Below are 21,083 nucleotides of genomic sequence, written 5' to 3' on the forward strand. Positions count from 1 at the left end.
TTGGTATGACACGGCTTGCTGGGATCAAGGCTGAAATCGGTTACAAGCGTCGTCCCGGCAATATATCCGGACCTGCGAGGGCTTCGCCTACCTTGCTGCCGTCATCGATCTCTATTCCCGCCGGGTGATTGGCTGGTCAATGCAGAGCCGGCAAACCACTTATGTCGTGCTGCAGGCCTTGCTCATGGCGGTTTGGCGACGCAAGCCAAAGGGTCAGGTTGTGGTCCATTCGGATAGTCATATGATTGATACCAGTTTTCAGGTGGTTTGACTCAAACACCGTTTGACCATCCTCTGGGCTGGTGCCGCATGGCTTCCCGGTATGATCTGACCCTCATTCCGATCGACCCAATATGTGTCTTTCCGCGGACCTGTCGATCATCCGGGAACGCCCTGCGGTGAGGTCTTGCCTCGAAGGTGCTACGGTGACCCAAGAAGGGCATGACCCTCAGGTCCCATGACTGTCCTGTCCCCGCATCCTTCAGGCAAATAATTCTCATGCCGCAGGAGAGGACAATTAGATGGCTGAACACCGAGCAGAAACTCACGTCATTGGTGGCGTCGATACACACAAGGACTTGCATGTCGCGGCAGTCGTTGATCATCGCGACCGCGTTCTCGGTACCGAGAGCTTCCCGACAACCCGACACGGCTATCGCTTGATGCTGGCTTGGATGCGATCATTCGGGGAACTCCAGCGGGTCGGGATCGAATGCTCTGGCAGCTACGGCGCGGGGTTGCTGCGCTACATGCAAACCGCAGGTGTCGAGATTCTGGAGGTCACCGCACCTGACAAACTCGACCGCCGCCGGCGCGGCAAGAATGACGACTTCGACGCAGAAAGTGCGGCCCACGCAGCCTTTGCGAGACGGCACACCGTAACGCCACGCAGCAGGGACGGCATGGTAGAAAGTTTACGCGTCCTAAGGGTTTGCCGCAAAACCGCTATTCAGGCGCGCCGCATTGCCCTGCAGATGATCCAGATGACCATCGTCTGCGCACCGGACAAAATCCGCGATCCGCTACGCAGCATGACGCGGATGCAATTGATCCGTACGCTCGCAGCCGGTAGACCTGACCTCACTGCGTATCGCCAGGTCGAGGAAGCCTACCGCATCTCTCTCAAGTCTCTGGCGCGGCGTTATCTCGAACTCCATGACGAGATCGCCGACCTCGACGACATGATTGAGGCTATCGTCAAGGATCTCGCTCCTGAACTCCTTGCTCAAACCGCAATCGGCGTGAACAGTGCGGCGCAGTTGCTGCTCACGGCGGGCGATAACTCTGACCGGTTGAAGTCCGAGGCGAGCTTCGCCGCATTGTGCGGCGTTAGCCCAGTCCCCGCTTCTTCCGGGAAAACGGTCCGGCACAGGTTGAACAGGGGTGGGGATCGCGCAGCAAACAGCGCCATCCACATCATCGCCATCGGGAGGCTTCGATTGGAGGCACGCACGCAGGACTACGTCGCCCGACGGATCGCAGCCGGAAATTCGAAGCTCGAGGCTATTCGTTGCCTCAAACGCTACATTGCCCGCGAAGTCTTCGCCATCATCATGCGGCGGCACAGGGAAATCAACCAAAGCCAAATTGCGGCTTGACTCTTAGAAGGGCGTCCAGGGCTCGCAGTTCACCAGCATGGACTGGGCCTCGTTCTTGAAGCATCACAATCTGGTTCACTCCATGAGCCGTCGTGGAAACTGCCACCACAACGCAGTCGTAGAAAGCTTCTTCAACCTTCTGAGGCGTGAACGCATACGCCGCAGGCTCTATCGCTCACGTGACGAAGCCCGTCAGGACGGGTTCGATTACATCGAAATGTTCTACAACCCGAAACACAAGCACGTAAGGAACGGGATGCTGTCGCCTGTCGAGTTCGAGAAACAGCAGAAAACGTAACCCGAGGGTGTCTACGAAACTCGGGGCTATTCAAAGAGAGATCGGTGACGATCCGCTTCAGTTTGGCATTTTCTTTTATTGGGGGCACGTGAGCGCATCATGCAAGATCCATTTGCCAAAATTTCTTGATGGCATATTTGTACAAAATCAAGTCAAGATTGATGCATTTTCTGATTTCGTGGTTGACCTCCCTAAAATCCATGAGCTCACGCTCAATCAAATCCGGAGTGACGTTTTCTTCTCTGTACCTCAGTGGAAGTCCGAAAATTTTGCTGAACATTTGAAAACTTTGACGCGACCGTTCCGCCAACCCAATGAAGGAGAAATGTTTATCAATATTCTCAATGGCTGTTTGCAAATCTTCTTCCGTTACCGGTGCTTCAGGGCTGACACCAGCAATTGTCCGTGTATAAAAGTTATCGAATTCCAGTCTCTTCACAGTATTCACAGCATCGACAATATTTTCCGCAACCAACATATTATGGTCACGCTGCACATATTTAGCGAAGAAATACAATGAAATTACGAAATCATAGGGATTGCGGAGAACCGTCATATAGGTGACAGGCCGCGCAATCTGATCATGAATTCCGTAACGAACATGACCATAAGCAACATCAAACCTATCCATTGAGAGTGAAGACAAGTTTTTGATCTGCGAAAAATCGCGATGATAAAGCGGCAGCAAAAATAGATTCTGTCGATGCTCTTCAAGTGCCAGGCGAAGACTGGTCCCGCCGGTTTTTGGCATATGTAATACGATCTTCAGAGGCTGTGTTGTGGTTTCCAACCGATCCTTATACCGGAAGTGACCTTGGGCGACTGTTTGCGTTCTGACCCGGACATCAAAAACGATAGCATGACCATTATCTCTGGCGCTTTGCCCGATATCACAGACCACATGCCAGCCAATCGCGCTCCAGCCAGCCCCAAGGGCCTGCTCTACATCCGACCGAGTGACCAAATGTATGTCATCGACTTTATCATCGTTAAGATAAATACCGAAACTATCCCTTTGGCCGAGAAACGCCACCCACCCATGAAATTCCACAACCGGCCAAACCAGTGCCTCTTGTGGTGTATCAATCCTCGCTTGGACGAGCATATCGTCTATTCTATAACTTGAATCCAAAGACATCCCGAAATTAGTCCCCCTAATCCTAGCGATTAAAGACGCTTAACCAGCCCTTACATCTGAAATCTCAATTATGTCAAATGGCCGGTGTATTGCAGAATTGAGCTGAAAATCAACTTCCCTTTATTTTTCAGGAGAGGCTTTGGTTTTAACCTGGCCTCTTATCGCCTCTTTTTCCATAGCTATCTTCAGTGCGAATTCGCCGGGCGTGATGTTCCCAACGATGAGTGCGGTCTGTTTCCATTGTCGTTCTCCTTCCATACTGTGATTTCCGTCGGCAATCATGCCGGCGATGAGAACACGGGTTCGTGGAGACATTCGTCGCGTATAATGCCATTGAACGTAATAACGTCGTTAAATAGCAAATTTGCAAGCGCCTTTTTAGCTGTGATAGGATGTCTGCCGATAGTGACGTGGTAATCATCCCGGCAATTAACGGGCTTCAAAAGTAGAAAATTCTCGGCAATATGGTCGAGGAGATTTTGATGAAGACGAGCAGATTCAGCGAACCGCAAAATTCTTGCCATCCTGCGCCAGGCAGAAGGTGGCGTTCCTGTGCCTGAGTTATGCCGGGAGCACGGGATGAGTACTGCGTCCTTTTGCAAATGGTGCTCCAAGTATGGCGACAAGAACGCTTCTATGATCAGCCAGATGAAGGCTTTGGAGGACGAGAACCGTCGGCTCAAGAAGATGTATGCCGAGATGAGCATGCAGACCGAGCTTCTCAAGGAGGCTCTAGGCCCTGTTGACAAAGTCTCGACTGGATAGTCTTGATCGCCCAGTTGGGAATTGAGGCATAAGGGTAACCGATGATAGTGGGCGACCACCGCATTTTCGCAATCGAAAGCGGGATCACGGAAGCGGTGGAAAGCGTCTCCCAATTAGCTTTGGGCTATTTCGTAATCCACGTCGGTGGGCGAGCGTTTGGAGTCAGGCAACCCGATGCGTCCATGCTTGGATGCTCTTTCAACGAAGTTGAACATAGGTTGCGACGGCGGGGAATGCATGTGCCTCCTATCCCGCTCCATGTTCCAGCCACTGAGGTTGCTACAGCTTACCTCGATGCTTTCTATCGAGATAGTGCACGCACGGATTACTTCGGACTTTCGCAGGACCAATTTGTCGATGCCCTACAATCCAGTGGGGCAATATGGGCTCCGGATGGGGACGAGGCCTTTGATGATGGAAGCCACGTTCTGCAGTTCGATGTGGACGGCCGCGTGCGCATTATCGCGTTTTTGAATACGGAAGAGCCTGACGATTCTCCTCAAACCATCATTGAAGAATGGATGGACGCCGACCTTTTCTACGCCATTGTTTCTGGCTGGAAGACATTATTCGCTATAGAGCGAACAGGTCTGCTGCAGGCGAAATCCGATCGCTCGCCTGCTACTGAAGGTTGGATTCCCAAATCGACTGAATAATGATTCAACGCTGCTTTTTGGAGGTGGCGTTGGCACGTGGCGATTTGAGTGATGCGGAATGGCGGATCGTAGGACCCCTCCTGCCAGCAGAGCATGGGCGCAAGTCTCGTCCCTCCCACGATAATCGACGATACCTGAACGGCATGCTGCATGTTCTCCGGGTCGGATGCCCTTGGCGCGACATGCATGAGCGCTACGGAAAATGGAATTGGGTCTATGTGCGCTTCCGCCGTTGGGCCGAACAAGGCGTTTGGGACGCTCTGCTTGAGACCCTCGTTGAACTGGGCTGACGGATGACTGGCAGCACATGATCGATAGCACCACGGTTCGCGGCCACTCTCAGGCTGCGGGCGCTAAAGGGGGACCTATCAGGAGGCTTTTGGTCGATCACGCGGCGGCTTTACGACGAAAATCCACGCCCGCGCAGACGGTCAGGGCCGCCCTCTTGGCTTCGTTCTGACAGGCGGGGAGGCTTCGGACTACAACGCCGTTCCGGACCTGCTGGCGATACCAGTCGGCAAGCCGAGGCTTTTCCTTGCTGACAAAGGTTATGACGGCGATTTCCTGCGAGAGGAACTCCTGATCCATGGGATCAGACCAGTCATTCCGCCGAAGGCCAACCGCAAGAACCCACCTGCCTGCGACTTCCGAGCATACAAGGATAGAAACCGCATCGAACGGATGTTCAACCGCCTCAAGCAGTTCCGTCGGGTTGCGACCCGATACGATAAGACGCGAAAATCCTTCTCAGCATTCCTTGCCCTGGCAGCCGCAAAGATATGGCTGCCATACTTTGTCAACAGGACCTAAATTTCAAATTATTGGGTGAGAGTTATGATTGCCTTCACTTTCTATTTTCGAATTGTCTGCGGTTGTCCATTGCGGCAGGCTTCACAGTCGATCCAGGTGCCGGCTAAATAATATCCTTCTAGGATTGCACTTTTCAGTTTCGCTCGCCGCCTCTTGGTGCATGCGGGGTCTTGTTCCAGAAAAACGGTTTGGTTTTCAGCTCGATCATCGCCCGCCAGGCGGCCACGGATGTCATCAGCCAATAGATCGGAATGAACAGGTAGCGTTTGCCGATGCGGCGGCGTTCGAATTCGGTCATGGCGGCACGGCCAAGTGCCAGGAAAATCAGGTAGCTGCCGAGAATATTCACCAGGTCGATCCAGAAGACCGTCAGGTCGCGCAGGGGAATGCCCGTGGCAGGCGGGTTGGCCATGCTGTAGACGGTCATGGTCAGGAACAGCAGAAGGGCGGGATGGCTCAGCGATGATAGCAGCATGCCGCCAATCATCAGATGAAAGACGGCAAAGGCCGATCCCCCCATTTCCTTGCAGGCGATACGCGGTTCGCGCATGACGATCAGCCATGTCTGTAGCCAGCCCTTGAACCATCGGCTGCGCTGGCCCATCCAGATGCGGCTGCTGACCGGTGCGTCCTCCAGGGTTTGCCGGGTAATCGTTTCACAGCGATAGCCGGCTCGGAACAGCCGCAGGCCGAGATCGGCGTCCTCTGTGACATTATAGGGGTCCCAGGCACCGACATCCTTCAAGGCCTCGATACGGAAATGGTTGGATGTCCCGCCGAGCGGCAAGGGCATGCCGTGATAGGCAAGCATTGGCAGAGTGCCGCGAAACAAAGCCGCATATTCGAGCGCAAACAAGGCGCTGATCCAGCTTTCATCGCCATTGGCGATGATCAGCGGTGCTTGCAGGCAGGCCACTTCGGGTGGGCGGGACAGGAAATGGGCATAGGCCTCCTTGAGTTGGGCGGGGTGCGGGCGATCCTCGGCGTCATACAGCACCAGAAAGTCGCCGCGTGCGCCTGACAGCGCATAGCTGAGCGCCTTCGGCTTGGTGCGCGGCCCAATCGGTGGGGTCGGGACGATCTCGATATGGGCTGGTATGTCGGCGTCTGCCAGCGCGCCCAGCGTGTCCAGGTCGTCGGCTTCGCAGACAAGCTTGATATCCAGCCTGGAAACCGGCCAGTCCAGCCGCCGCAGCCCGTCTATCAATTGCGGGATCATGCTGCTTTCCCGGTAAAGCGCCACAAGAACGGTATAGACCGGAAGCTCCACCGAGGCGGGCAAGGTGGGCGGAGGGTCGGCCGCTCCGATTCGATAGGCGAGCGTCGCGGCTCGAAAGGCGAGCATGCAAAGATAAAGCAGCGATGTCAGAATATGCATTGCCGCCAGCGCGTCATAACCGAAGGTGGAACAGGCGGCGAGTGTTGCCGTCAGCAGAGATCCTAGCCAGAAGCCTTGTTTACCGGTCAAGACCATGCGCGCCGAGGACAGTGGTGCGGTATCGAACAGATGCGCCGTGGCTTTTTCCACGCGGTGCCGGGCGCCAGCCTGCCAGATCGCACCGGCAAGGGCTCTCGGCGTGGTGATGGCAAGCGATCCGCGCAAATCCGGGGCATGCGCGAGCCGTTCCTTCAAGACATGGAATTGCCGTGCCTCGGGAACGATGACGGTTATCGGCGCGCGGACCTTGTCATGCAGCCGCAACAGGCCCGGTTTGCGCAATTGGCTGTCCATATGGTCGGAATAGAGGACCTGCTCCACCGGAAGCACCGGCAGAAAGGGCAGGTCGAGATGCCGGGCGAGGGCCGCGTAATAGTCCTGCGCCTCCATGTCGCCAGTGGCCAGCAATTCCTGCTCTATTGACGTGCCATGGGCAAGCGCCTGGTGAATGAGACGCGACAGGAGCGGCTTTGGAAGCCCAAGTTGCTTCAGCACCAGCACTTCCTCGCCGAACCGTTCGACCAGATCGACGGAGGATTGCGGCAGTGGCGGTTCAGGCGCGGAAAGGGAAAATGAAAAAGAGGATATATGTGAAAATGGCGCGGCGCGTTTCCTCGCCGCGATTCCTTTGCTAAACAATAACCGTACCTCACACCCCATTTGCCTGCCCGAAAGCGATGATAATGAGCCGGTTGAAAGTTACATCCCTGAAAACCAAGGGGCGCATGAAGGCAATCACTGTATTGGCTGCTTTGACCTGTGGTGTGGTGCCTTTTCTATCCCTTGGTCTCGCACCCTTGCCCGTTCAGGCACAGGCGCTTCCGTCCGAGCAATCGGTGCCGGTCCTGTTCGATGCGCGGGCGCGGTTGCCGAAGCCGGATCTATCGGTGCTGCTGCGGTTGCGGTTTCTGACCACGGTGGATTTTCCACCCTTCAGTTTTCTCGATCAGACCGGCCATTTGACCGGCTATAATATCGATCTGGTACGGGAGATCTGCCGCGAACTGGATGTCGAGGCGAAATGCGAGGTTCAGGCCGTGCCATTTTCCGATATGGAGATCGCGCTGCTCAGCAAGCATGGCGATGCTGCGGTGGCGGGCATGGCGGTGACGGCAGGATTGCGGCGGGATTTTGCATTTTCCAGACCCTATCTGATGTTGCCCGCCCGTTTCATCGTGCCGCGTGACACTCTCGGCAAGGCCGATACGCCTGCGGCATTGGCCGGAAAGCCGGTCGGCATCGTCACCGGCACGGCGCAGGAAGCCATGCTGAAGGCATTTTTCCCGGCGATCGTGCCGGTAGGTTTTGCCGATCAGGCCGCTTTGATGGAGGCGCTGAAACAGAAAAAAATCCAGGCGGCCTTTGCCGATGGATTGCAGCTCTCCTTCTGGCTGGCCAGCACCTCATCCGCCCAATGCTGCGCTTTCCTCGGCGGTCCTTTTCTATCGCAGCAGTTTCTCGGCGAAGGCATGACCATCATGGTGCGCAAGGAAGACGGCTTTCTGGCCGCCGCTTTTGATTATGCGCTGGTCTCCCTGTCACGCAAAGGCAGGCTGGACGAATTGTCCCGCCGGTATTTTGCCGAGGGATTTTACTGAAATATCTCAAGCAGGTGTTTTATGGCTTGCGATAGCGCGCAATGGCGCTGCGCTCGATGGCCGCGCAGGTCAGCTTGTCCAGGCCAAGACGATCACGCAGCAATTGCAGCAGGCGGATTTCCTCCGGCAGAACGGTATGATCGACGGCGGCGACTTCGACGGCCAGCGCATAGGCGGTATCGTAAAGCCGCTCCGGCAGCGCGTCGCGGATGGTTTCCAGGGTGATGTCCAGTCCCTCCGGCCCGGCCAGCATGGTCGCGCAGCGTCGGGCCACATCCAGGACGGCGCTTTTATCGAAGCCTTCAAAGACCGGCGTGCTGGAGACCAGATTGCCGATCCGCTCAAGTTCCCGGTCATCCATGGCATTGTCGACGGCCGAGGTCATCACCATTGCGAAAATCAGGGCATCCTGAAGGGTCACCTGGGGGATCATGGAAATTCTGTTCCTGTCATTTGCTTTATCGTATCGGGCTTATCTTATGGGCCATCTGGATATGGCCGAAGACTGGTTCGTCTTGAAGAATGGCGATTGCCATCAGCCGTTTCAAGAGGCTGGCATTCTGCCTGAGCAGGCCCCTGCAAAAAATTGAGGAATGGCAAATAATTCCTACTGGCTGACCCAGATGATTCGGGCGATCCATTCGACGTCCTGCATATCCAATACCCGGTTCGGATGGTCGGGATTGATCGAAATGAGGTCGACGGCCCGTGCCGTCTGACGGCCCAGCACCTTTGCCATGACCTCGCCATCGCAGGTCTTGACGACAACCCGGTCGCCCCGGCGCACAGGCGCACCCGGCTCGACGATCAGAATGTCGCCATCGCGATAAAGCGGCTTCATGCTGTCGCCCTGAATTTCCAGGGCATAGACGCCCGGCTTGGCGGAGGTCGGCAAATCCACCAGATCCCAGCCTTGTCCGGCTGGAAAGCCGCCATCGTCGAAGAATCCGCCCGAGCCCGCCTGGGCCAAGCCAAGCAGCGGAATAGTGCCGATCTGCGGCGGAAAATTGCCATCCGGCAATATGTCGTGAACGGAATTGCCCTGATGGTTGTCGTTGCCGATCAGCGTGACGAATTGATCGATCCGCGCACCTGTTGCTTCCAGCACCTTGGCGATGGATTCGGTCGATGGCCAGCGCATGCGCCCATCCGGCCCGACCCGCTTGGACTTGTTGAACGAGGTTGGGTCCAGACCCGCTTTTCGCGCCAGCCCGGACGGCGTCAAATGATACTGCTCGGCAAGCCGGTCAATCGCATTCCAGATTGTCTCGTGTGAAAGCATATCCCGCCAAACCCCGGCATTTGTCAGCCGTCGACAAACGGCTTCGACCCACCTCGCCATATATCGGCCAAATGTGGTCGAGAGTAAAGATCTTGGAGGAATAAAATCCTCGATTATTGCCGTTTCCGCGCCCAAGCCCCAACTCTCCCCATGCTATGGCGATGCGGACGGAGGACAGTGGGCAGATCGGCTCCGGCGTGGAGGATTAACGCCAGTCCTGCCCTCAAGCGACCATGGCCATATTAAGCCGTCCCAATTGGATCACCGCCTGGGTTCGGCTATCGACCTTGAGCTTGAGCAGGATGGCGGAGACATGTGCCTTGATCGTGGCTTCGGACACGCTGAGCTCATAGGCGATCTGCTTGTTCAGCAAGCCTTCGCATAACATGCCGAGCACCCGGTTCTGCTGAGGGGTCAGTGTCCGCAGCCGTGCCATGATATCGGCCAGTTCAGGGTCTTGTTCCTGATCCTCGACATAGGATGAAGGCGTGAAAATATCGCCGCTCAGCACGGTCTGGATTGCCGTACGAATGTCATCGATGCCGGAGGATTTGGAAATGAAACCCGAAGCGCCAAGTTCCAGCGAGCGGCGGATCGTGGCGCAATCGTCGGTGGCCGAACAGATGATGATCGGCAGGCTGGAAAACTCCGCACGCAAGGCCATCAGGCCGGAAAAGCCGCTGACGCCGGGCATGGCCAGATCGAGCAACAGGACATCGGCATCCGGATGCTGATCCGCCGCCAGTCGTGCCGCCTCGAAATCGCCAGCTTCGACAATGTCCTGCCTGCCGTCCATGCCGCTCACGGCTTGCCGAAGCGCGCCGCGAAACAAGGGATGATCGTCCGCGATAATGATTGTTTGCTCAGCCATCGTCTGCCCCCTCCCAAGAGCTTTCGTTGTGCAGCACCGCCCGCGTCTGTCGCCGGGGCATGTCATTTTAACGTTTGTTTCGCTCTTTGTGCAAGCGAGAACGCCGTGGTACCTTCCGATCACCCAATCCTCTGCTTCAATACCCAGCTAAAGGATGCAGGATAGTATTGTAGCCATAAGGATAGGTCGGATCTGGCATAACACCATAGATTGCTTTAGGCGAATAATAAATCAAGCCGAAAATGGCGATGGCGAAACATAACGATGGACTGAGCGTGCTCTGATATATCGATATCAGTCGCTCCAGGAGTGTTGTTTAAGGCCAGCGCCATGCCCCTGTGATGAATTCGGTTCATTTCCACCGCCCGATGCTGTCTGGCGTGGACAAGTCGCTGATGTTGGGGCAAACCGGCTGAGCGCTCGTGTCCCAAGATCGCGATAAGGATGACATCATGGCAAATGCAATTTACAAGATCGTGGCCGACGCCCTCTGGCAAAAGGCCCGTGCCGATGGTGTGTTTGCCGGTGCGCCAATCGATCTCCAGGACGGTTTCATCCATTTTTCCACCGCTGCCCAGGCCAAGGAAACCGCAAGGTTGCATTTTGCCGGACAGCAGGACCTGTTGCTGGTCGCGGTCGATGGAGAGGCGTTGGGGACGGCCCTGATATTTGAACCCTCACGCGGCGGCACGCTGTTTCCGCATCTGTATGCACCCTTGTCGCTCTCCGCTGTTTTATGGGAAAAGCCGCTGCCGCTTGGAGAAGACGGCCTGCACCAGTTTCCGGAGGAGATGGCATGATCGATCCGTTCAAGCGCTTTGCCCGCCCGGGCCTGTTTCTGTTCGATGCCGAAACCGCCCATGGCCTGTCGATTGCCGGGTTGAAAACCAGCCTGATGCCGAAATGCCGCCTGCCGGACGATCCCCGCCTGGCGCAGACCGTCGCTGGTCTGCATTTTCCCAACCCGCTCGGCATGGCGGCAGGCTATGACAAGAATGCTGAAGTGCCGGACGAATTGCTGGGTCTCGGCTTCGGCTTTGCTGAAGTGGGAACGCTGACGCCGAAGCCGCAGGACGGTAATTCCAAGCCCCGGATTTTCCGGTTGGTCCGCGATGAGGCCGTCATCAATCGGCTCGGATTTAATAATCAAGGGCATCAGGCTGCCTTTGTCAGGCTGTCGGCGCGAGCTGGCAGGCCGGGCGTGGTCGGCATCAATATTGGCGCCAACAAGGATTCCGAGGACCGGATTGCCGATTATGTCGCGGGCATTCGGCGCTTTTATCCGCTGGCCAGCTATTTCACCGCCAATATTTCCTCGCCCAACACGCCTGGCCTGCGAGATTTGCAGGCAAAGGATAGTCTCGGTCACTTGCTGGACGCGGTGCTTGCCGCCCGCGCCGATGAAGCGGCCAAGGCGGGCCGCCGGGTGCCGGTTTTCCTGAAGATCGCCCCTGATCTGACCGAGGAAGGCATGGATGACATTGCCGAAGTGGTTCTGGCCCGCGATCTGGATGGGTTGATCGTCTCCAACACCACGCTGTCGCGTGATGGCCTGACGGATAAAAGGCAGGCGAGCGAAGCGGGTGGATTGTCGGGCAAGCCCTTGTTCGAGAAATCGACGGCGGTGTTGGCGCGCATGCGTCACCGGGTTGGACCGGCCCTGCCGATCATTGGCGTTGGTGGTGTTTCCTCGGCGCAGACGGCGCTGGAGAAAATCAAGGCCGGTGCCGATCTGGTGCAGCTCTATTCCTGCATGGTGTATGAAGGGCCGGGCCTGCCCGCCGCCATCGTCAAGGGCCTGTCACAGGCGCTGGACCGCGATGGCGTTGCCTCGATTGCGCAGCTGCGTGACAGCAGGGTCGATTACTGGCGGGCGCTGAAGGTCTGATCGCGGCGGCTTTTGAGCCGCAGCAAAAGAAACAGGCCGCGAAATGCCAGAAACAGGTTGAGCGCCAGCCATAGTCCATGGTTGCCAAGCAGCGGCACGAACAGCGCCAGCGCGATAAGATAGCCGGCAAAGGCCGCCAGCATCATATTGCGCATGTCGCTGGACCAGGCGGCCCCGATGAAGACCCCGTCCATCTGGAAGGCCAGTGCGCCTGTCATCGCGGTCATGGCAGCCCAGGGCAGAAACTCGCGCGCCACGCGGCGCACGTCTTCCGCCGTCGTCATCATGTCGATGATCGCCCCACCTGCGCCGAGGAAAAACAGCAGGCTGGTGAGCGCCAGTCCGAAGGACCAGAGGCTGGTGAGCCTGACGGCCTGGTCGAAGGCGGGGCGATAGCGGGCGCCGACGGCCCGACCGACAATCTGTTCTGCGGCATTGGCAATGCCATCCAGATAGAAGGAGGCGATCATGAAGAAATTCATCAGCAGCGCATTGGCGGCAAGGGTCACGGCGCCAAAGCCGGTGCCGATCCGGGTCAATACTGTGAAGGCGGCCAGCAGCACGAAGCTGCGGATCAGGATATCACGGTTAAGCGCGAACAGTTGTGCGAGCTTGTTGCGATCCAGCAATTCGGTGAGGGATGGAAACAGCGCCTTGTCGGTGCGGGCCAGAATGATCGCCAGCCCCGCCAGCGTGGCGGTGGCTTCCCCGGCCACGGCCCCCCAGGCGACGCCGGACACGCCCCAGCCAAGGTGAAGACCAAGATAGATCGAAAGCAGGATATTGACGCCGTTCAGCGCAATTTGCAGGCCAAGCGCCAGTGAGCCTTTGCCGCGCCCCAGAATGAAGCCCATGATGGTGAAATTGGCGAGCGTCAGCGGCCCGGCCAGGATGCGGGTGGAAAAATAGATCGACGTGACCTCCGCCACCCGTCCCTGTGGCCCCATCAGCGCCAGCCCGGCTTTGAGCAGCAAGGGAGATAGCAGCAATAGCAGCAGCCCTATCGCCACCGACAGGATCATGGAGCGACAGAACACCGCCACCTGGTCGCGCGTATCTTGACGGCCATGGGCCTGGGCCACCAAGGCGGTGGTGGAGGCGCGCAGGAAGTTGAGGCTTGCAAACACCAGATCGAACAGCACGGCGCCAATTGCCAAGCCTGCAAGCGCTGCCGCTTCGCCGGTTCGGCCAATCACGGCGGTATCGGTAATGCCCAGAAGCGGTGTGGTGATGTAGCCAATGGTCATCGGAAGGGCGATGGCCAGCACGCCGCGATGGGTCACACGAAAAGCGCGGTCAGGGGGATTGGCGATGGTCATGAAAGGCTCCAGCAGGCGAGGAACGGCCCGCCGAAGCCCTTTATCACCCGATTCTTAAGCGAATGCCAGTTGGCGGCGGTCCCATTTCGCTCTCCGGCCGCGGCGTGCCGGACAGAACCATCGCCCAATAGGGCTTGTTGCCGCGCGACGGTATGCGCGCCACGGCCACGCCCAGCCCGTGATAGGGGCCGAGCATGTTTTCCAGATGATGGGACGAGTTGATCCAGGCCTGCATGGCGGCATCTGCCGTCTGCTGCAACATGGCGACATTTTCAGCGGCTGGAAGCTGGACATTGCCCGAGCGCATCCGCGCCCCGAAACTGTCGCCCATGCCGATCAGATGCGCCATTTTCTCGGCTTGCGCCATGCGATTGGCCTGGAACATCGCGGCCTTGGCGGCCTGCGGATCGCTGACCAGCGCCGGCTTGCCGTTTTTCTGGCGCAGTGCGTTGACCATCGGCAGGAAAGCGGCGGTCTCGTCCTCAACATCTGAAGGGGAGGATGGCTTGAGCGCCGGCGTGGCGCAGCCGCTCAGCAGGGCAGCAAGGCCAAGGCCGCCCAGCGCCAAAAGCTCACGGCGACCTGACTGTGGCATAGAGACAGGCTGCGGCATCGGATTGGATATGGATCGCATGTTATTTCCGCAGATTGAGAAGCCGGATCAGGATGAAAACCGGAATGACGATACTGGCGCCCAGCAGCAGATAGTCTCCGAACTGGCCTAAGGCCGCAAACCCCTTGTGCCAGATATCCAGGACGAAATGCCGGATACCCTCGATGATATCATAAGGGTAAATGCCGAATATCCGCATGACAAAGCCGACGATCACCGAAACGACGAGCAGCTTGATGATCGTTCGGCCAATCGAATCGCCCAGAAATCTGTTCACGCCATCGGTCATGGCCTAGTCTCCTGTTTCCCGCTCCTGTGAGCATAGGCCCACATAAGCATTGGATTATGGCGGTGCAAGCGCGATGAAGGCTGTTGTTGGCGGTGACAAGATTCCGCTTGCGTTTTTCAAGGCTTGCTCCATTGCTCCGCAATCGTATTTTGAGGATCGTTCGACATCCATGCACGGCATTCAGCCCGCCTTTGGTCATCTCTCTCCTGGACAACGCTCTTCCGGCGATATCACCGCTGACCGCCGCGCTGATTATGCCCGGATGCTCTCGGAAAGTGGCGATCACGCCGCTGCCGCAGAGCTGATGGAACAGGCGCTGGAACTCGCACCGGCATGGGTGGCGGGGTGGTTTCTCCTGGGGGAATACCGGGCTAAGGCGGACTTGATCGAGACGGCAGCGGATGCCTATCGGCAGGTGCTGGCACTCGACCCCGAGGATATTTTTGCTGCCGGGCTGAAACTGGTGCTGATCGGCGCGCAAGCCATGCCCGAAAAGCCGCCAAGCCGCTATGTGGCAGCGCTGTTTGACGATTATGCCGACCGCTTCGACACGGCCCTCCTGGACAAGCTGGACTACCGGGTGCCGAAAAAGCTGGCGGCGATGATTTCACGGATCGGTGGCGCGGACCGACGCTATCGCCGCGCTGTGGATTTCGGCTGCGGCACCGGCCTGCTGGGTATCGAACTGCGGCCATGGGTCGAGCACCTTGAGGGTTACGATCTATCCTCGGCCATGCTGGCCAAGGCACGGGAAAAACAGATCTACGACGATCTGGCGGTGGCGGATTTGTCGCTTGATGCGGACGCCTGCGGTCTGTTTGGACCCGCAAAGGGCGAGGGCAGGGGACGAGCAGATCTGGTGACGGCAGCCGATGTGCTGATGTATCTTGGCGCTCTGTCCGGCGTCTTTGGGCTGGCGGCGGATCTTCTTGAGCGGGGCGGCTATTTCGCCTTTTCCGTCGAAAAACAGCTGGGCGAGGAGAGCTTCAGCCTGGCGCAATCGCTGCGCTACCAACATAGCGAGGCCTATGTTGTTTGCGAGTTGGAAGCCAAAGGCTTTACCCTGCTTGAAAGCCAGCAGGAGATCATTCGCATGGATGGCGGAAAACCCATTCAAGGCATTCTGTTTATTGCGGCCAAGACGGGCTGAAAGACCGAATATTGCGATCTTGTCGATAGGTCAGTCTTGCTGACGCAACCCGCTTGAAACCTGCCGGATTTCAGGCATCTTGATGGACGAAGCTGCGGAAAAATCCGCCTGTCCGGATGGAGAATGGTGATGGCATTGATGAGCAATCTGTTCGGCATCTGGAACGACAATCCCGCCCGTCACAACCGGGCCGAGGATATACAGGGTATTATCTGCGGAACGATGATTTCGGCGCTCGGCCTCTTTCTCATTGCCAAGATAGGCCTCGTCACCAGCGGTATGGCGGGGCTTGCCTTCGTCATCCATTACTGGACCGGCTGGAGCTTTGGCCTGGTGTTCTTCCTGCTGAACATGCCTTTCTACATTCTCTCCATCAAGCGGGTCGGCTGGGACTTTACCCTGAAAACGTTCGTCGCTGTGGCGCTGACCTCGTTTCTCGTCGAAATCGAAAGCCGCTTCATCGTCATCGAGAGCATCAATCCGGTCTGGGGCGCCATCCTCGCAGGTCTCCTGCTCGGCTTCGGCCTGCTGGCCCTCTACCGCCACCGCGCGAGCCTTGGGGGTATCGGCATCCTCGCGGTCTTCGTCCAGGACCGTTTCGGCATCCAGGCGGGATTGGTGCAACTGGCCTTTGACGTTGTGGTCATGGCCCTCGCATTTACCGTGGTCAGCCCATGGGTGGTCGGCTGCTCGATTATCGGGGCTGTGGTGCTGAATGTGTTCGTGCTGATCAACCATCGGTCGGATCGGTACATTGCTTTGCGGTGATATGAAAAACAGGATGCACTACTCCGCCTTCCGTCTTGACCTCGTCCTCTAAATGTCGTGACTACCAGTCCAGGGTTGTGGGTCGTGTTGGAGGGGTGCCATGAGGGTTGGGAGATTTCTGCTTGCTGCGGTGCTTATTTTGACCGCTGGGCAGGCGAATAGTGCGGGTTTGAAGTCCTTTGAGATTTCGGCCGACGCAGAAGGCCCAATGCTGAAAGCTGTTGAGTGGTCCCCCTGTGCAAAGCCAGATGGAGAGATCAAGGCTGGCCCCTTTGTTCTTCCAGGGGTTCGAGACTGTCCGGTTGAGGGAGAAAATCGACCACTGATCGTAATTTCCCATGGCTTCGGCGGCACCAATCTCAGCCATCATGACACAGCAGAGGCGCTGGCGGATGCGGGATTTGTCGTTGTGGCGATCAATCATCCTGACGATACCGCTGCAAATAAACAGAGACAGCATAATCTCAAGGCTCTGATCAGTCGCCCAGTGGACGTGAAGCGGGTCATTGACTTCATGCTTGGTTCTTCCCCGGACGCGGCCAGGATTGATCCTCAGTCTATCGGCTTTTTCGGATTTTCCCGAGGCGGATATACCGGGCTTGTTCTGGCAGGGGCTAACCCGGATTTTCGAAGCTTGCCTTCGCAGTGCCAAGATCAGAATGCAGCATCCTGTGATCACGCAAACCAGAATTCATTGCCAAAACAGGCCTTGCAACATGACCCGCGTATCAAAGCTTTTGTGATCGCTGATCCACTCAGCAGTTTTTTTTCAGCGCCAAGCAGCGTGCAGAATGTCACTGCACCCATCCAGATGTGGGGCTCTCAATATGGCGGAGATGGTGTGTCGCCGGAAAACCTTCTGACTGTTGCTAGCAATTTGCCTGACAAACCTGACTTTCATACCGTGCCAAACTCTGAACATTTTGCATTTTTGACCATCTGCCCCGCAGAACTGGTCAAAAGCCTCCCAGAGCTTTGCACGGATAGACCGGGTTTTGATCGGGCAGCTTTTCATCAGGACCTGAATAAGCAGATTGTGGCCTTCTTTAAAGCACATCTGTAGAGAGCGGGCGTTGCTGGCTGGCGACCGAACCAGTTATAAAAATGGACCGGCGTTGCCGCCAGCCCTTATCGTTTTGAGAGTAAGCCCTTTACCTCAAGCCGCTGTCTTCACAGCCCCATAGGGATCAAACCGCCCGTAAAAGGTCTCGCCCTTCTGCGCCATCTCCTTCAGCAGTGGCGTGGGTGCAAAATGCGGGCCGTAGTCCTTGGCCAGCCGTTCGCAGAGGGCCACGAAGGTCTTCACGCCCATGCCGTCGATGTAGGACAGTGCGCCGCCGGTATAGGGGGCAAAGCCGAAGCCGAGGATAGAGCCGACATCGGCTTCGCGCGGATCAACCACGATGCCCTCTTCCATGGTGCGGGCCGCTTCCAGGGCGATGGTTGCCAGGAAACGCTCTTGCAGGGTCTTGACGTTGACGTCATCCGGCTTTTGTTGCGGATAAAAGTCCTTCAGGCCCGGCCAGACATGCTTTTTGGCAGGCTTGGCGGGGTAGTCGTAAAAGCCCTTGCCGTTCTTGCGGCCAAAGCGTTCTTCCTTCTCGACCATCCGGGCCACCAGTTCCATATGGCGCGGGTCCACGGCCTTCTCACCGAGATCGGCAATGGTCGCCTTGAGGATCTTGTAGGACAGATCGATTGCCACTTCATCGTTGAGGGACAGCGGCCCAACCGGCATGCCGGCGAATTTCGCGGCATTTTCAATCATCACCGGTGGCACGCCTTCCAGCAGCATGTCGTAGCTTTCCGCCATATAGCGCAGCACGCAGCGGTTGACGAAGAAGCCACGGGTGTCATTGACGACAATTGGCGTCTTCTTGATCGCCGCCACATAGTCGAGAGCCACCGCCAGTGCCTTGTCACCGGTCTCCTTGCCAAGGATCACTTCCGTCAGCATCATTTTCTCGACCGGCGAGAAGAAATGCACGCCGATGAAATCAGCAGGGCGTTTGGAGTTCTTGGCAAGACCCGTGATCGGCAGGGTCGAGGTGTTGGAGGCAAAAATTGCCCCTTCCGGCAGGACGGCCTCGACCTTTTCGATCACGGCCTTCTTGACATCGCGGTCTTCAAACACCGCTTCGATCACCAGATCGGCATCCGACAGCGCGGAATAATCGTCGCTGGGCGTGATCAAAGACAGCAGCTTTTCGCCGTCTTCCTTGCTCATCTTGCCCTTGCCGATTGCACCCGACACCAGGCCTTCAGCCACGGACCTGCCCTTGTTGGCAGCCTCCATATCGCGGTCGATCAGCACGACGGGCAGGCCTGCGGCGGCGGTGACATAGGCAATCGATGCGCCCATGAAACCAGCACCAACCACGCCAACCTTCTTGAGGGTGCTTTTCGGCTGGCCAGCTGGGCGGCGCGCGCCTTTGCCAAGCTCCTGAAGCGAGATGAACAGTGAGCGGATCATCGAGAAGGCTTCGGTGGTCTGGACGATTTCGGTAAAATAGCGTTGCTCAATGCGAAGGCCGGTGTCGAACGGCACCTGCAAGCCTTCGTAAACGCATTTCAGGATCGCCAGGGCGGCTGGATAATTGCCGGAGGTTTCACGGCGCAGCACAGCCGGTGCCGCTGGCCAAAGCTGGGCCGATGCCGGTGTCCAGATGCCGCCGCCGGGCGCCTTGAAGCCCTTTTCATCCCAGGGGGCAACTGGCTTCAAGCCATCCTTGATCATCTGCTTTGCGGCTGTAATGAGCTGATCCGGCTCAACCACCTGATGCACGAGGTTCATGGCCTTGGCGCGTTGCGGCGTCAGGGTCTGGCCGGTGGTCATCATTTGCAGGGCGTCCTGGGCATTGGCCAGACGCGGCACACGCTGCGTGCCGCCAGCGCCGGGGAAAATGCCAACCTTGACTTCCGGCAGCGCCAGCTTCACCGATTTGCCGTTGGAGACCACGCGGCCATGGCAGGAGAGCGACAGCTCAAACGCGCCGCCCATGCAGGTGCCGTTGATGGCCGAGACCCAGGGCTTACCATTGGTCTCGATCTTGCGCCACAGCCAGCTCATCCGGCCAGCGGAATCGAACAGTTTTTGCACGGCATTGGCCGGGTCCTTGGCGCGTTCTTCCTCCACCATGGAAAACATGCCGCGGATCATGCTGAGATCGGCACCGCCGGAAAAGGCGGATTTGCCTGATGTGAAGACCACGCCCTTGATGGCGGTATCCGCGACAGTGGCATCCACAATCGCTTCGATTTCGTCCATCACCTCCATGGTGAAGACATTCATGCTCTTGTCGGGCATGTCCCAGGTGACAAGGGCAATGCCGTCTGCATCGGTCTCAACGGTAAAATTCTTATAGGTCATTGTCATCCCTCCCGATCAGACTCGTTCAATAACGGTTGCCGTGCCCATGCCGGCCCCGATGCAGAGCGTAACCAGCGCGGTGTTCAGATCGCGCCGCTCCAGCTCATCCAGCACGGTGCCGAGGATCATCGCGCCGGTAGCACCCAGCGGGTGGCCCATGGCAATCGCGCCGCCATTGACGTTCATGACATCATGCGACACATCAAAATGCTGCATGAAGCGCAGAACCACGGCGGCAAAGGCTTCGTTCAGCTCAAATAGATCGATGTCGGCCAGCGTCATGCCGGTCTTCTTCAACAGCTTTTCCGTTACATCGACAGGGCCGGTCAGCATCAAGGCCGGATCGGAGCCGATATTGGCGAAGGCGCGAATGCGGGCGCGGGGCTTCAAGCCCATGCTCTCGCCGCCGGTCTTGGAGCCAAGAAGCACAACACCGGAGCCATCGACGATGCCGGACGAATTGCCCGCGTGGTGGACGTAATTGATCTTCTCGATTTCCGGATGGGCCTGAATGCCGACGGCTTCAAAGCCGCCCATTTCACCCGGCATCTGGAAGGAGGGGTTAAGGCCTGCCAGCGACTGCATGTCGGTGCCAGGGCGCATATGTTCGTCGCGGTCCAGAATGGTCAGGCCATTCTGGTCCTTCACGGCGACGACCGATTTGTCGAAATAGCCCTTTGCCCAGGAATTGGCGGAGCGTTTCTGGCTTTCCACCGCATAGGCATCCACATCATCGCGGGAGAAGCCATATTTGGTGGCGATCAGATCGGCGGACACGCCCTGCGGCATGAAGAAGGCCGGGAAGTTGACTGAAGGGTCCATGAACCACGCGCCGCCCGACATGCCAAGCCCAACGCGCGACATGCTCTCCACGCCACCGGCAATGACAATGTCATCCGCACCCGTGGCAATCTTGCCTGCGGCCAGATTGATGGCATCAAGACCAGAGGCGCAGAAACGCGAAATCTGTATGCCCGGAGCCTTGGTGGAATAACCAGCCTCAAAGGCCGCAGCCTTCGGGATCACCGCGCCCGCATCCATGACAGGATCGACGCAACCCATGATGATGTCATCGACGGTGGATGTGTCGAGGCCGTTGCGGTCGCGAATGGCTTCCAGCGCCTTGGCGGCAAGCCGCACCGATGGCACTTCATGCAGCGCGCCATCCTTCTTGCCGCGGCCGCGCGGCGTGCGCACGTGGTCGTAAACATAGACTTCAGTCATTGTCTCTC

The 21,083-nt window shown here is 57.5% G+C and carries 20 protein-coding genes and 4 pseudogenes; 13 read left to right on the forward strand and 11 right to left on the reverse strand.

Translation table 11 applies throughout. The features are described from left to right. Positions 1-5 precede the first annotated feature (5 nt). The 3 genes and pseudogenes from G6L01_RS00645 to G6L01_RS00655 all read left to right on the forward strand — a co-directional run. A pseudogene (locus G6L01_RS00645) lies at positions 6-235 on the forward strand (DDE-type integrase/transposase/recombinase); the annotation flags it as partial. A 286-nt stretch (positions 236-521) separates the two neighbouring features. Then, on the forward strand, positions 522-1,598 hold the full coding sequence (locus G6L01_RS00650) for an IS110 family RNA-guided transposase (protein ID WP_070163634.1): 1,077 nt from the start codon (positions 522-524) through the stop codon (positions 1,596-1,598). Positions 1,599-1,614: 16 nt separating this feature from the next. After that, positions 1,615-1,896, forward strand: a pseudogene (locus tag G6L01_RS00655) (IS3 family transposase); the annotation flags it as partial. A 97-nt stretch (positions 1,897-1,993) separates the two neighbouring features. Here G6L01_RS00655 and G6L01_RS00660 read toward each other — a convergent pair. Both G6L01_RS00660 and G6L01_RS00665 read right to left on the reverse strand, forming a co-directional pair. After that, entirely contained in the window at positions 1,994-3,034 is a 1,041-nt protein-coding gene (locus tag G6L01_RS00660; RefSeq protein WP_139190141.1) for a hypothetical protein, read from the reverse strand. A 120-nt stretch (positions 3,035-3,154) separates the two neighbouring features. Next, positions 3,155-3,292: a hypothetical protein gene (locus tag G6L01_RS00665; protein ID WP_156584253.1), complete on the reverse strand. Its 138-nt coding sequence runs from the start codon at positions 3,290-3,292 to the stop codon at positions 3,155-3,157. Between the two features lie 224 nt (positions 3,293-3,516). Between G6L01_RS00665 and G6L01_RS00670 the strand changes: the two are divergent. From G6L01_RS00670 to G6L01_RS00680, 3 genes and pseudogenes are all read left to right on the forward strand, one after another. Next, a pseudogene (locus G6L01_RS00670) lies at positions 3,517-3,769 on the forward strand (transposase); the annotation flags it as partial. A 71-nt stretch (positions 3,770-3,840) separates the two neighbouring features. Then, the gene (locus G6L01_RS00675) at positions 3,841-4,455 is read left to right on the forward strand and encodes an Imm42 family immunity protein (RefSeq protein WP_070163631.1); all 615 of its coding nucleotides are present in this window, start codon (positions 3,841-3,843) and stop codon (positions 4,453-4,455) included. Positions 4,456-4,484: 29 nt separating this feature from the next. Further along, positions 4,485-5,265, forward strand: a pseudogene (locus G6L01_RS00680) (IS5 family transposase). A gap of 133 nt (positions 5,266-5,398) precedes the next feature. Here the strand turns inward: G6L01_RS00680 and G6L01_RS00685 are convergent. Continuing rightward, positions 5,399-7,198 carry a glycosyltransferase family 2 protein gene (locus tag G6L01_RS00685; protein ID WP_337692698.1) on the reverse strand — a complete coding sequence of 600 codons (1,800 nt, stop codon included), beginning with the start codon at positions 7,196-7,198 and terminating at the stop codon, positions 5,399-5,401. 188 nt (positions 7,199-7,386) lie between these two features. Here G6L01_RS00685 and G6L01_RS00690 point away from each other — a divergent pair, with 188 nt between their 5' ends. Next, on the forward strand, positions 7,387-8,301 hold the full coding sequence (locus G6L01_RS00690) for a transporter substrate-binding domain-containing protein (RefSeq protein WP_081343959.1): 915 nt from the start codon (positions 7,387-7,389) through the stop codon (positions 8,299-8,301). 19 nt (positions 8,302-8,320) lie between these two features. Here the strand turns inward: G6L01_RS00690 and G6L01_RS00695 are convergent, their stop codons facing one another. Next, on the reverse strand, positions 8,321-8,734 hold the full coding sequence (locus G6L01_RS00695; protein ID WP_070163628.1) for a tellurite resistance TerB family protein: 414 nt from the start codon (positions 8,732-8,734) through the stop codon (positions 8,321-8,323). Between G6L01_RS00695 and G6L01_RS00700 the strand changes: the two genes are divergently transcribed. Next, a complete protein-coding gene (locus G6L01_RS00700; protein WP_156548777.1) occupies positions 8,733-8,891 on the forward strand; it encodes a hypothetical protein in 159 nt (52 codons plus the stop codon). The genes G6L01_RS00695 and G6L01_RS00700 overlap by 2 nt on opposite strands. A 17-nt stretch (positions 8,892-8,908) precedes the next feature. On the opposite strand, the gene G6L01_RS00705 is transcribed toward G6L01_RS00700, so the two are convergent. Both G6L01_RS00705 and G6L01_RS00710 read right to left on the reverse strand, forming a co-directional pair. Further along, positions 8,909-9,583: a S24 family peptidase gene (locus G6L01_RS00705; protein ID WP_070163627.1), complete on the reverse strand. Its 675-nt coding sequence runs from the start codon at positions 9,581-9,583 to the stop codon at positions 8,909-8,911. A 223-nt stretch (positions 9,584-9,806) separates the two neighbouring features. Then, the gene (locus G6L01_RS00710) at positions 9,807-10,454 is read right to left on the reverse strand and encodes a response regulator transcription factor (protein WP_070163626.1); all 648 of its coding nucleotides are present in this window, start codon (positions 10,452-10,454) and stop codon (positions 9,807-9,809) included. Positions 10,455-10,906: 452 nt separating this feature from the next. Here G6L01_RS00710 and G6L01_RS00715 point away from each other — a divergent pair, with 452 nt between their 5' ends. Continuing rightward, on the forward strand, positions 10,907-11,254 hold the full coding sequence (locus G6L01_RS00715) for a DUF952 domain-containing protein (RefSeq protein WP_070164023.1): 348 nt from the start codon (positions 10,907-10,909) through the stop codon (positions 11,252-11,254). Beyond that, on the forward strand, positions 11,251-12,342 hold the full coding sequence (locus G6L01_RS00720; RefSeq protein ID WP_070163625.1) for a quinone-dependent dihydroorotate dehydrogenase: 1,092 nt from the start codon (positions 11,251-11,253) through the stop codon (positions 12,340-12,342). The genes G6L01_RS00715 and G6L01_RS00720 overlap by 4 nt, the downstream gene beginning before the upstream one ends. On the opposite strand, the gene G6L01_RS00725 is transcribed toward G6L01_RS00720, so the two are convergent. Genes G6L01_RS00725 through G6L01_RS00735 form a run of 3 tightly spaced genes read right to left on the reverse strand, consistent with a single transcriptional unit; the run spans position 12,318 to position 14,563 of the window. Further along, on the reverse strand, positions 12,318-13,661 hold the full coding sequence (locus G6L01_RS00725) for an MATE family efflux transporter (RefSeq protein WP_071205944.1): 1,344 nt from the start codon (positions 13,659-13,661) through the stop codon (positions 12,318-12,320). The genes G6L01_RS00720 and G6L01_RS00725 overlap by 25 nt on opposite strands. A 43-nt stretch (positions 13,662-13,704) precedes the next feature. Continuing rightward, positions 13,705-14,295, reverse strand: coding sequence for a CAP domain-containing protein (locus tag G6L01_RS00730; protein ID WP_420359824.1), 591 nt, complete (start codon positions 14,293-14,295; stop codon positions 13,705-13,707). A gap of 1 nt (position 14,296) precedes the next feature. Beyond that, positions 14,297-14,563: a DUF6460 domain-containing protein gene (locus tag G6L01_RS00735; RefSeq protein WP_060716349.1), complete on the reverse strand. Its 267-nt coding sequence runs from the start codon at positions 14,561-14,563 to the stop codon at positions 14,297-14,299. Between the two features lie 169 nt (positions 14,564-14,732). On the opposite strand from G6L01_RS00735, the gene G6L01_RS00740 reads away from it, so the two are divergent. The 3 genes from G6L01_RS00740 to G6L01_RS00750 all read left to right on the forward strand — a co-directional run bounded on the left by G6L01_RS00740 (position 14,733) and on the right by G6L01_RS00750 (position 17,544). Next, positions 14,733-15,713, forward strand: coding sequence for a class I SAM-dependent DNA methyltransferase (locus G6L01_RS00740; RefSeq protein ID WP_070164021.1), 981 nt, complete (start codon positions 14,733-14,735; stop codon positions 15,711-15,713). A gap of 129 nt (positions 15,714-15,842) precedes the next feature. Next, entirely contained in the window at positions 15,843-16,481 is a 639-nt protein-coding gene (locus G6L01_RS00745; RefSeq protein ID WP_070164020.1) for a DUF6198 family protein, read from the forward strand. A 100-nt stretch (positions 16,482-16,581) separates the two neighbouring features. After that, on the forward strand, positions 16,582-17,544 hold the full coding sequence (locus G6L01_RS00750) for an alpha/beta hydrolase family protein (RefSeq protein WP_070163623.1): 963 nt from the start codon (positions 16,582-16,584) through the stop codon (positions 17,542-17,544). 93 nt (positions 17,545-17,637) lie between these two features. Here G6L01_RS00750 and G6L01_RS00755 read toward each other — a convergent pair whose 3' ends face one another. Beyond that, entirely contained in the window at positions 17,638-19,851 is a 2,214-nt protein-coding gene (locus tag G6L01_RS00755; protein ID WP_070163622.1) for an FAD-dependent oxidoreductase, read from the reverse strand. A gap of 15 nt (positions 19,852-19,866) precedes the next feature. Then, positions 19,867-21,075, reverse strand: coding sequence for an acetyl-CoA C-acetyltransferase (locus G6L01_RS00760; protein ID WP_070163621.1), 1,209 nt, complete (start codon positions 21,073-21,075; stop codon positions 19,867-19,869). Between the last annotated feature and the right edge of the window lie 8 nt (positions 21,076-21,083).

Source organism: Agrobacterium vitis (assembly GCF_013337045.2).
Classification (GTDB): Bacteria; Pseudomonadota; Alphaproteobacteria; order Rhizobiales; family Rhizobiaceae; genus Allorhizobium; species Allorhizobium vitis_B.

What these genes read in the sequence shown, in the direction of transcription:
- G6L01_RS00755 (WP_070163622.1), bottom strand. Translation starts at nt 19,851, where the DNA reads ATGACCTATAAGAATTTTACCGTTGAGACCGATGCAGACGGCATTGCC.
- G6L01_RS00675 (WP_070163631.1), top strand. Translation starts at nt 3,841, where the DNA reads ATGATAGTGGGCGACCACCGCATTTTCGCAATCGAAAGCGGGATCACG.
- G6L01_RS00690 (WP_081343959.1), top strand. Translation starts at nt 7,387, where the DNA reads ATGAGCCGGTTGAAAGTTACATCCCTGAAAACCAAGGGGCGCATGAAG.
- G6L01_RS00665 (WP_156584253.1), bottom strand. Translation starts at nt 3,292, where the DNA reads ATGGAAGGAGAACGACAATGGAAACAGACCGCACTCATCGTTGGGAAC.
- G6L01_RS00735 (WP_060716349.1), bottom strand. Translation starts at nt 14,563, where the DNA reads ATGACCGATGGCGTGAACAGATTTCTGGGCGATTCGATTGGCCGAACG.
- G6L01_RS00660 (WP_139190141.1), bottom strand. Translation starts at nt 3,034, where the DNA reads ATGTCTTTGGATTCAAGTTATAGAATAGACGATATGCTCGTCCAAGCG.
- G6L01_RS00650 (WP_070163634.1), top strand. Translation starts at nt 522, where the DNA reads ATGGCTGAACACCGAGCAGAAACTCACGTCATTGGTGGCGTCGATACA.
- G6L01_RS00700 (WP_156548777.1), top strand. Translation starts at nt 8,733, where the DNA reads ATGGAAATTCTGTTCCTGTCATTTGCTTTATCGTATCGGGCTTATCTT.
- G6L01_RS00730 (WP_420359824.1), bottom strand. Translation starts at nt 14,295, where the DNA reads ATGCGATCCATATCCAATCCGATGCCGCAGCCTGTCTCTATGCCACAG.
- G6L01_RS00750 (WP_070163623.1), top strand. Translation starts at nt 16,582, where the DNA reads ATGAGGGTTGGGAGATTTCTGCTTGCTGCGGTGCTTATTTTGACCGCT.
- G6L01_RS00715 (WP_070164023.1), top strand. Translation starts at nt 10,907, where the DNA reads ATGGCAAATGCAATTTACAAGATCGTGGCCGACGCCCTCTGGCAAAAG.
- G6L01_RS00745 (WP_070164020.1), top strand. Translation starts at nt 15,843, where the DNA reads ATGGCATTGATGAGCAATCTGTTCGGCATCTGGAACGACAATCCCGCC.
- G6L01_RS00740 (WP_070164021.1), top strand. Translation starts at nt 14,733, where the DNA reads ATGCACGGCATTCAGCCCGCCTTTGGTCATCTCTCTCCTGGACAACGC.
- G6L01_RS00720 (WP_070163625.1), top strand. Translation starts at nt 11,251, where the DNA reads ATGATCGATCCGTTCAAGCGCTTTGCCCGCCCGGGCCTGTTTCTGTTC.
- G6L01_RS00760 (WP_070163621.1), bottom strand. Translation starts at nt 21,075, where the DNA reads ATGACTGAAGTCTATGTTTACGACCACGTGCGCACGCCGCGCGGCCGC.
- G6L01_RS00725 (WP_071205944.1), bottom strand. Translation starts at nt 13,661, where the DNA reads ATGACCATCGCCAATCCCCCTGACCGCGCTTTTCGTGTGACCCATCGC.
- G6L01_RS00710 (WP_070163626.1), bottom strand. Translation starts at nt 10,454, where the DNA reads ATGGCTGAGCAAACAATCATTATCGCGGACGATCATCCCTTGTTTCGC.
- G6L01_RS00705 (WP_070163627.1), bottom strand. Translation starts at nt 9,583, where the DNA reads ATGCTTTCACACGAGACAATCTGGAATGCGATTGACCGGCTTGCCGAG.
- G6L01_RS00695 (WP_070163628.1), bottom strand. Translation starts at nt 8,734, where the DNA reads ATGATCCCCCAGGTGACCCTTCAGGATGCCCTGATTTTCGCAATGGTG.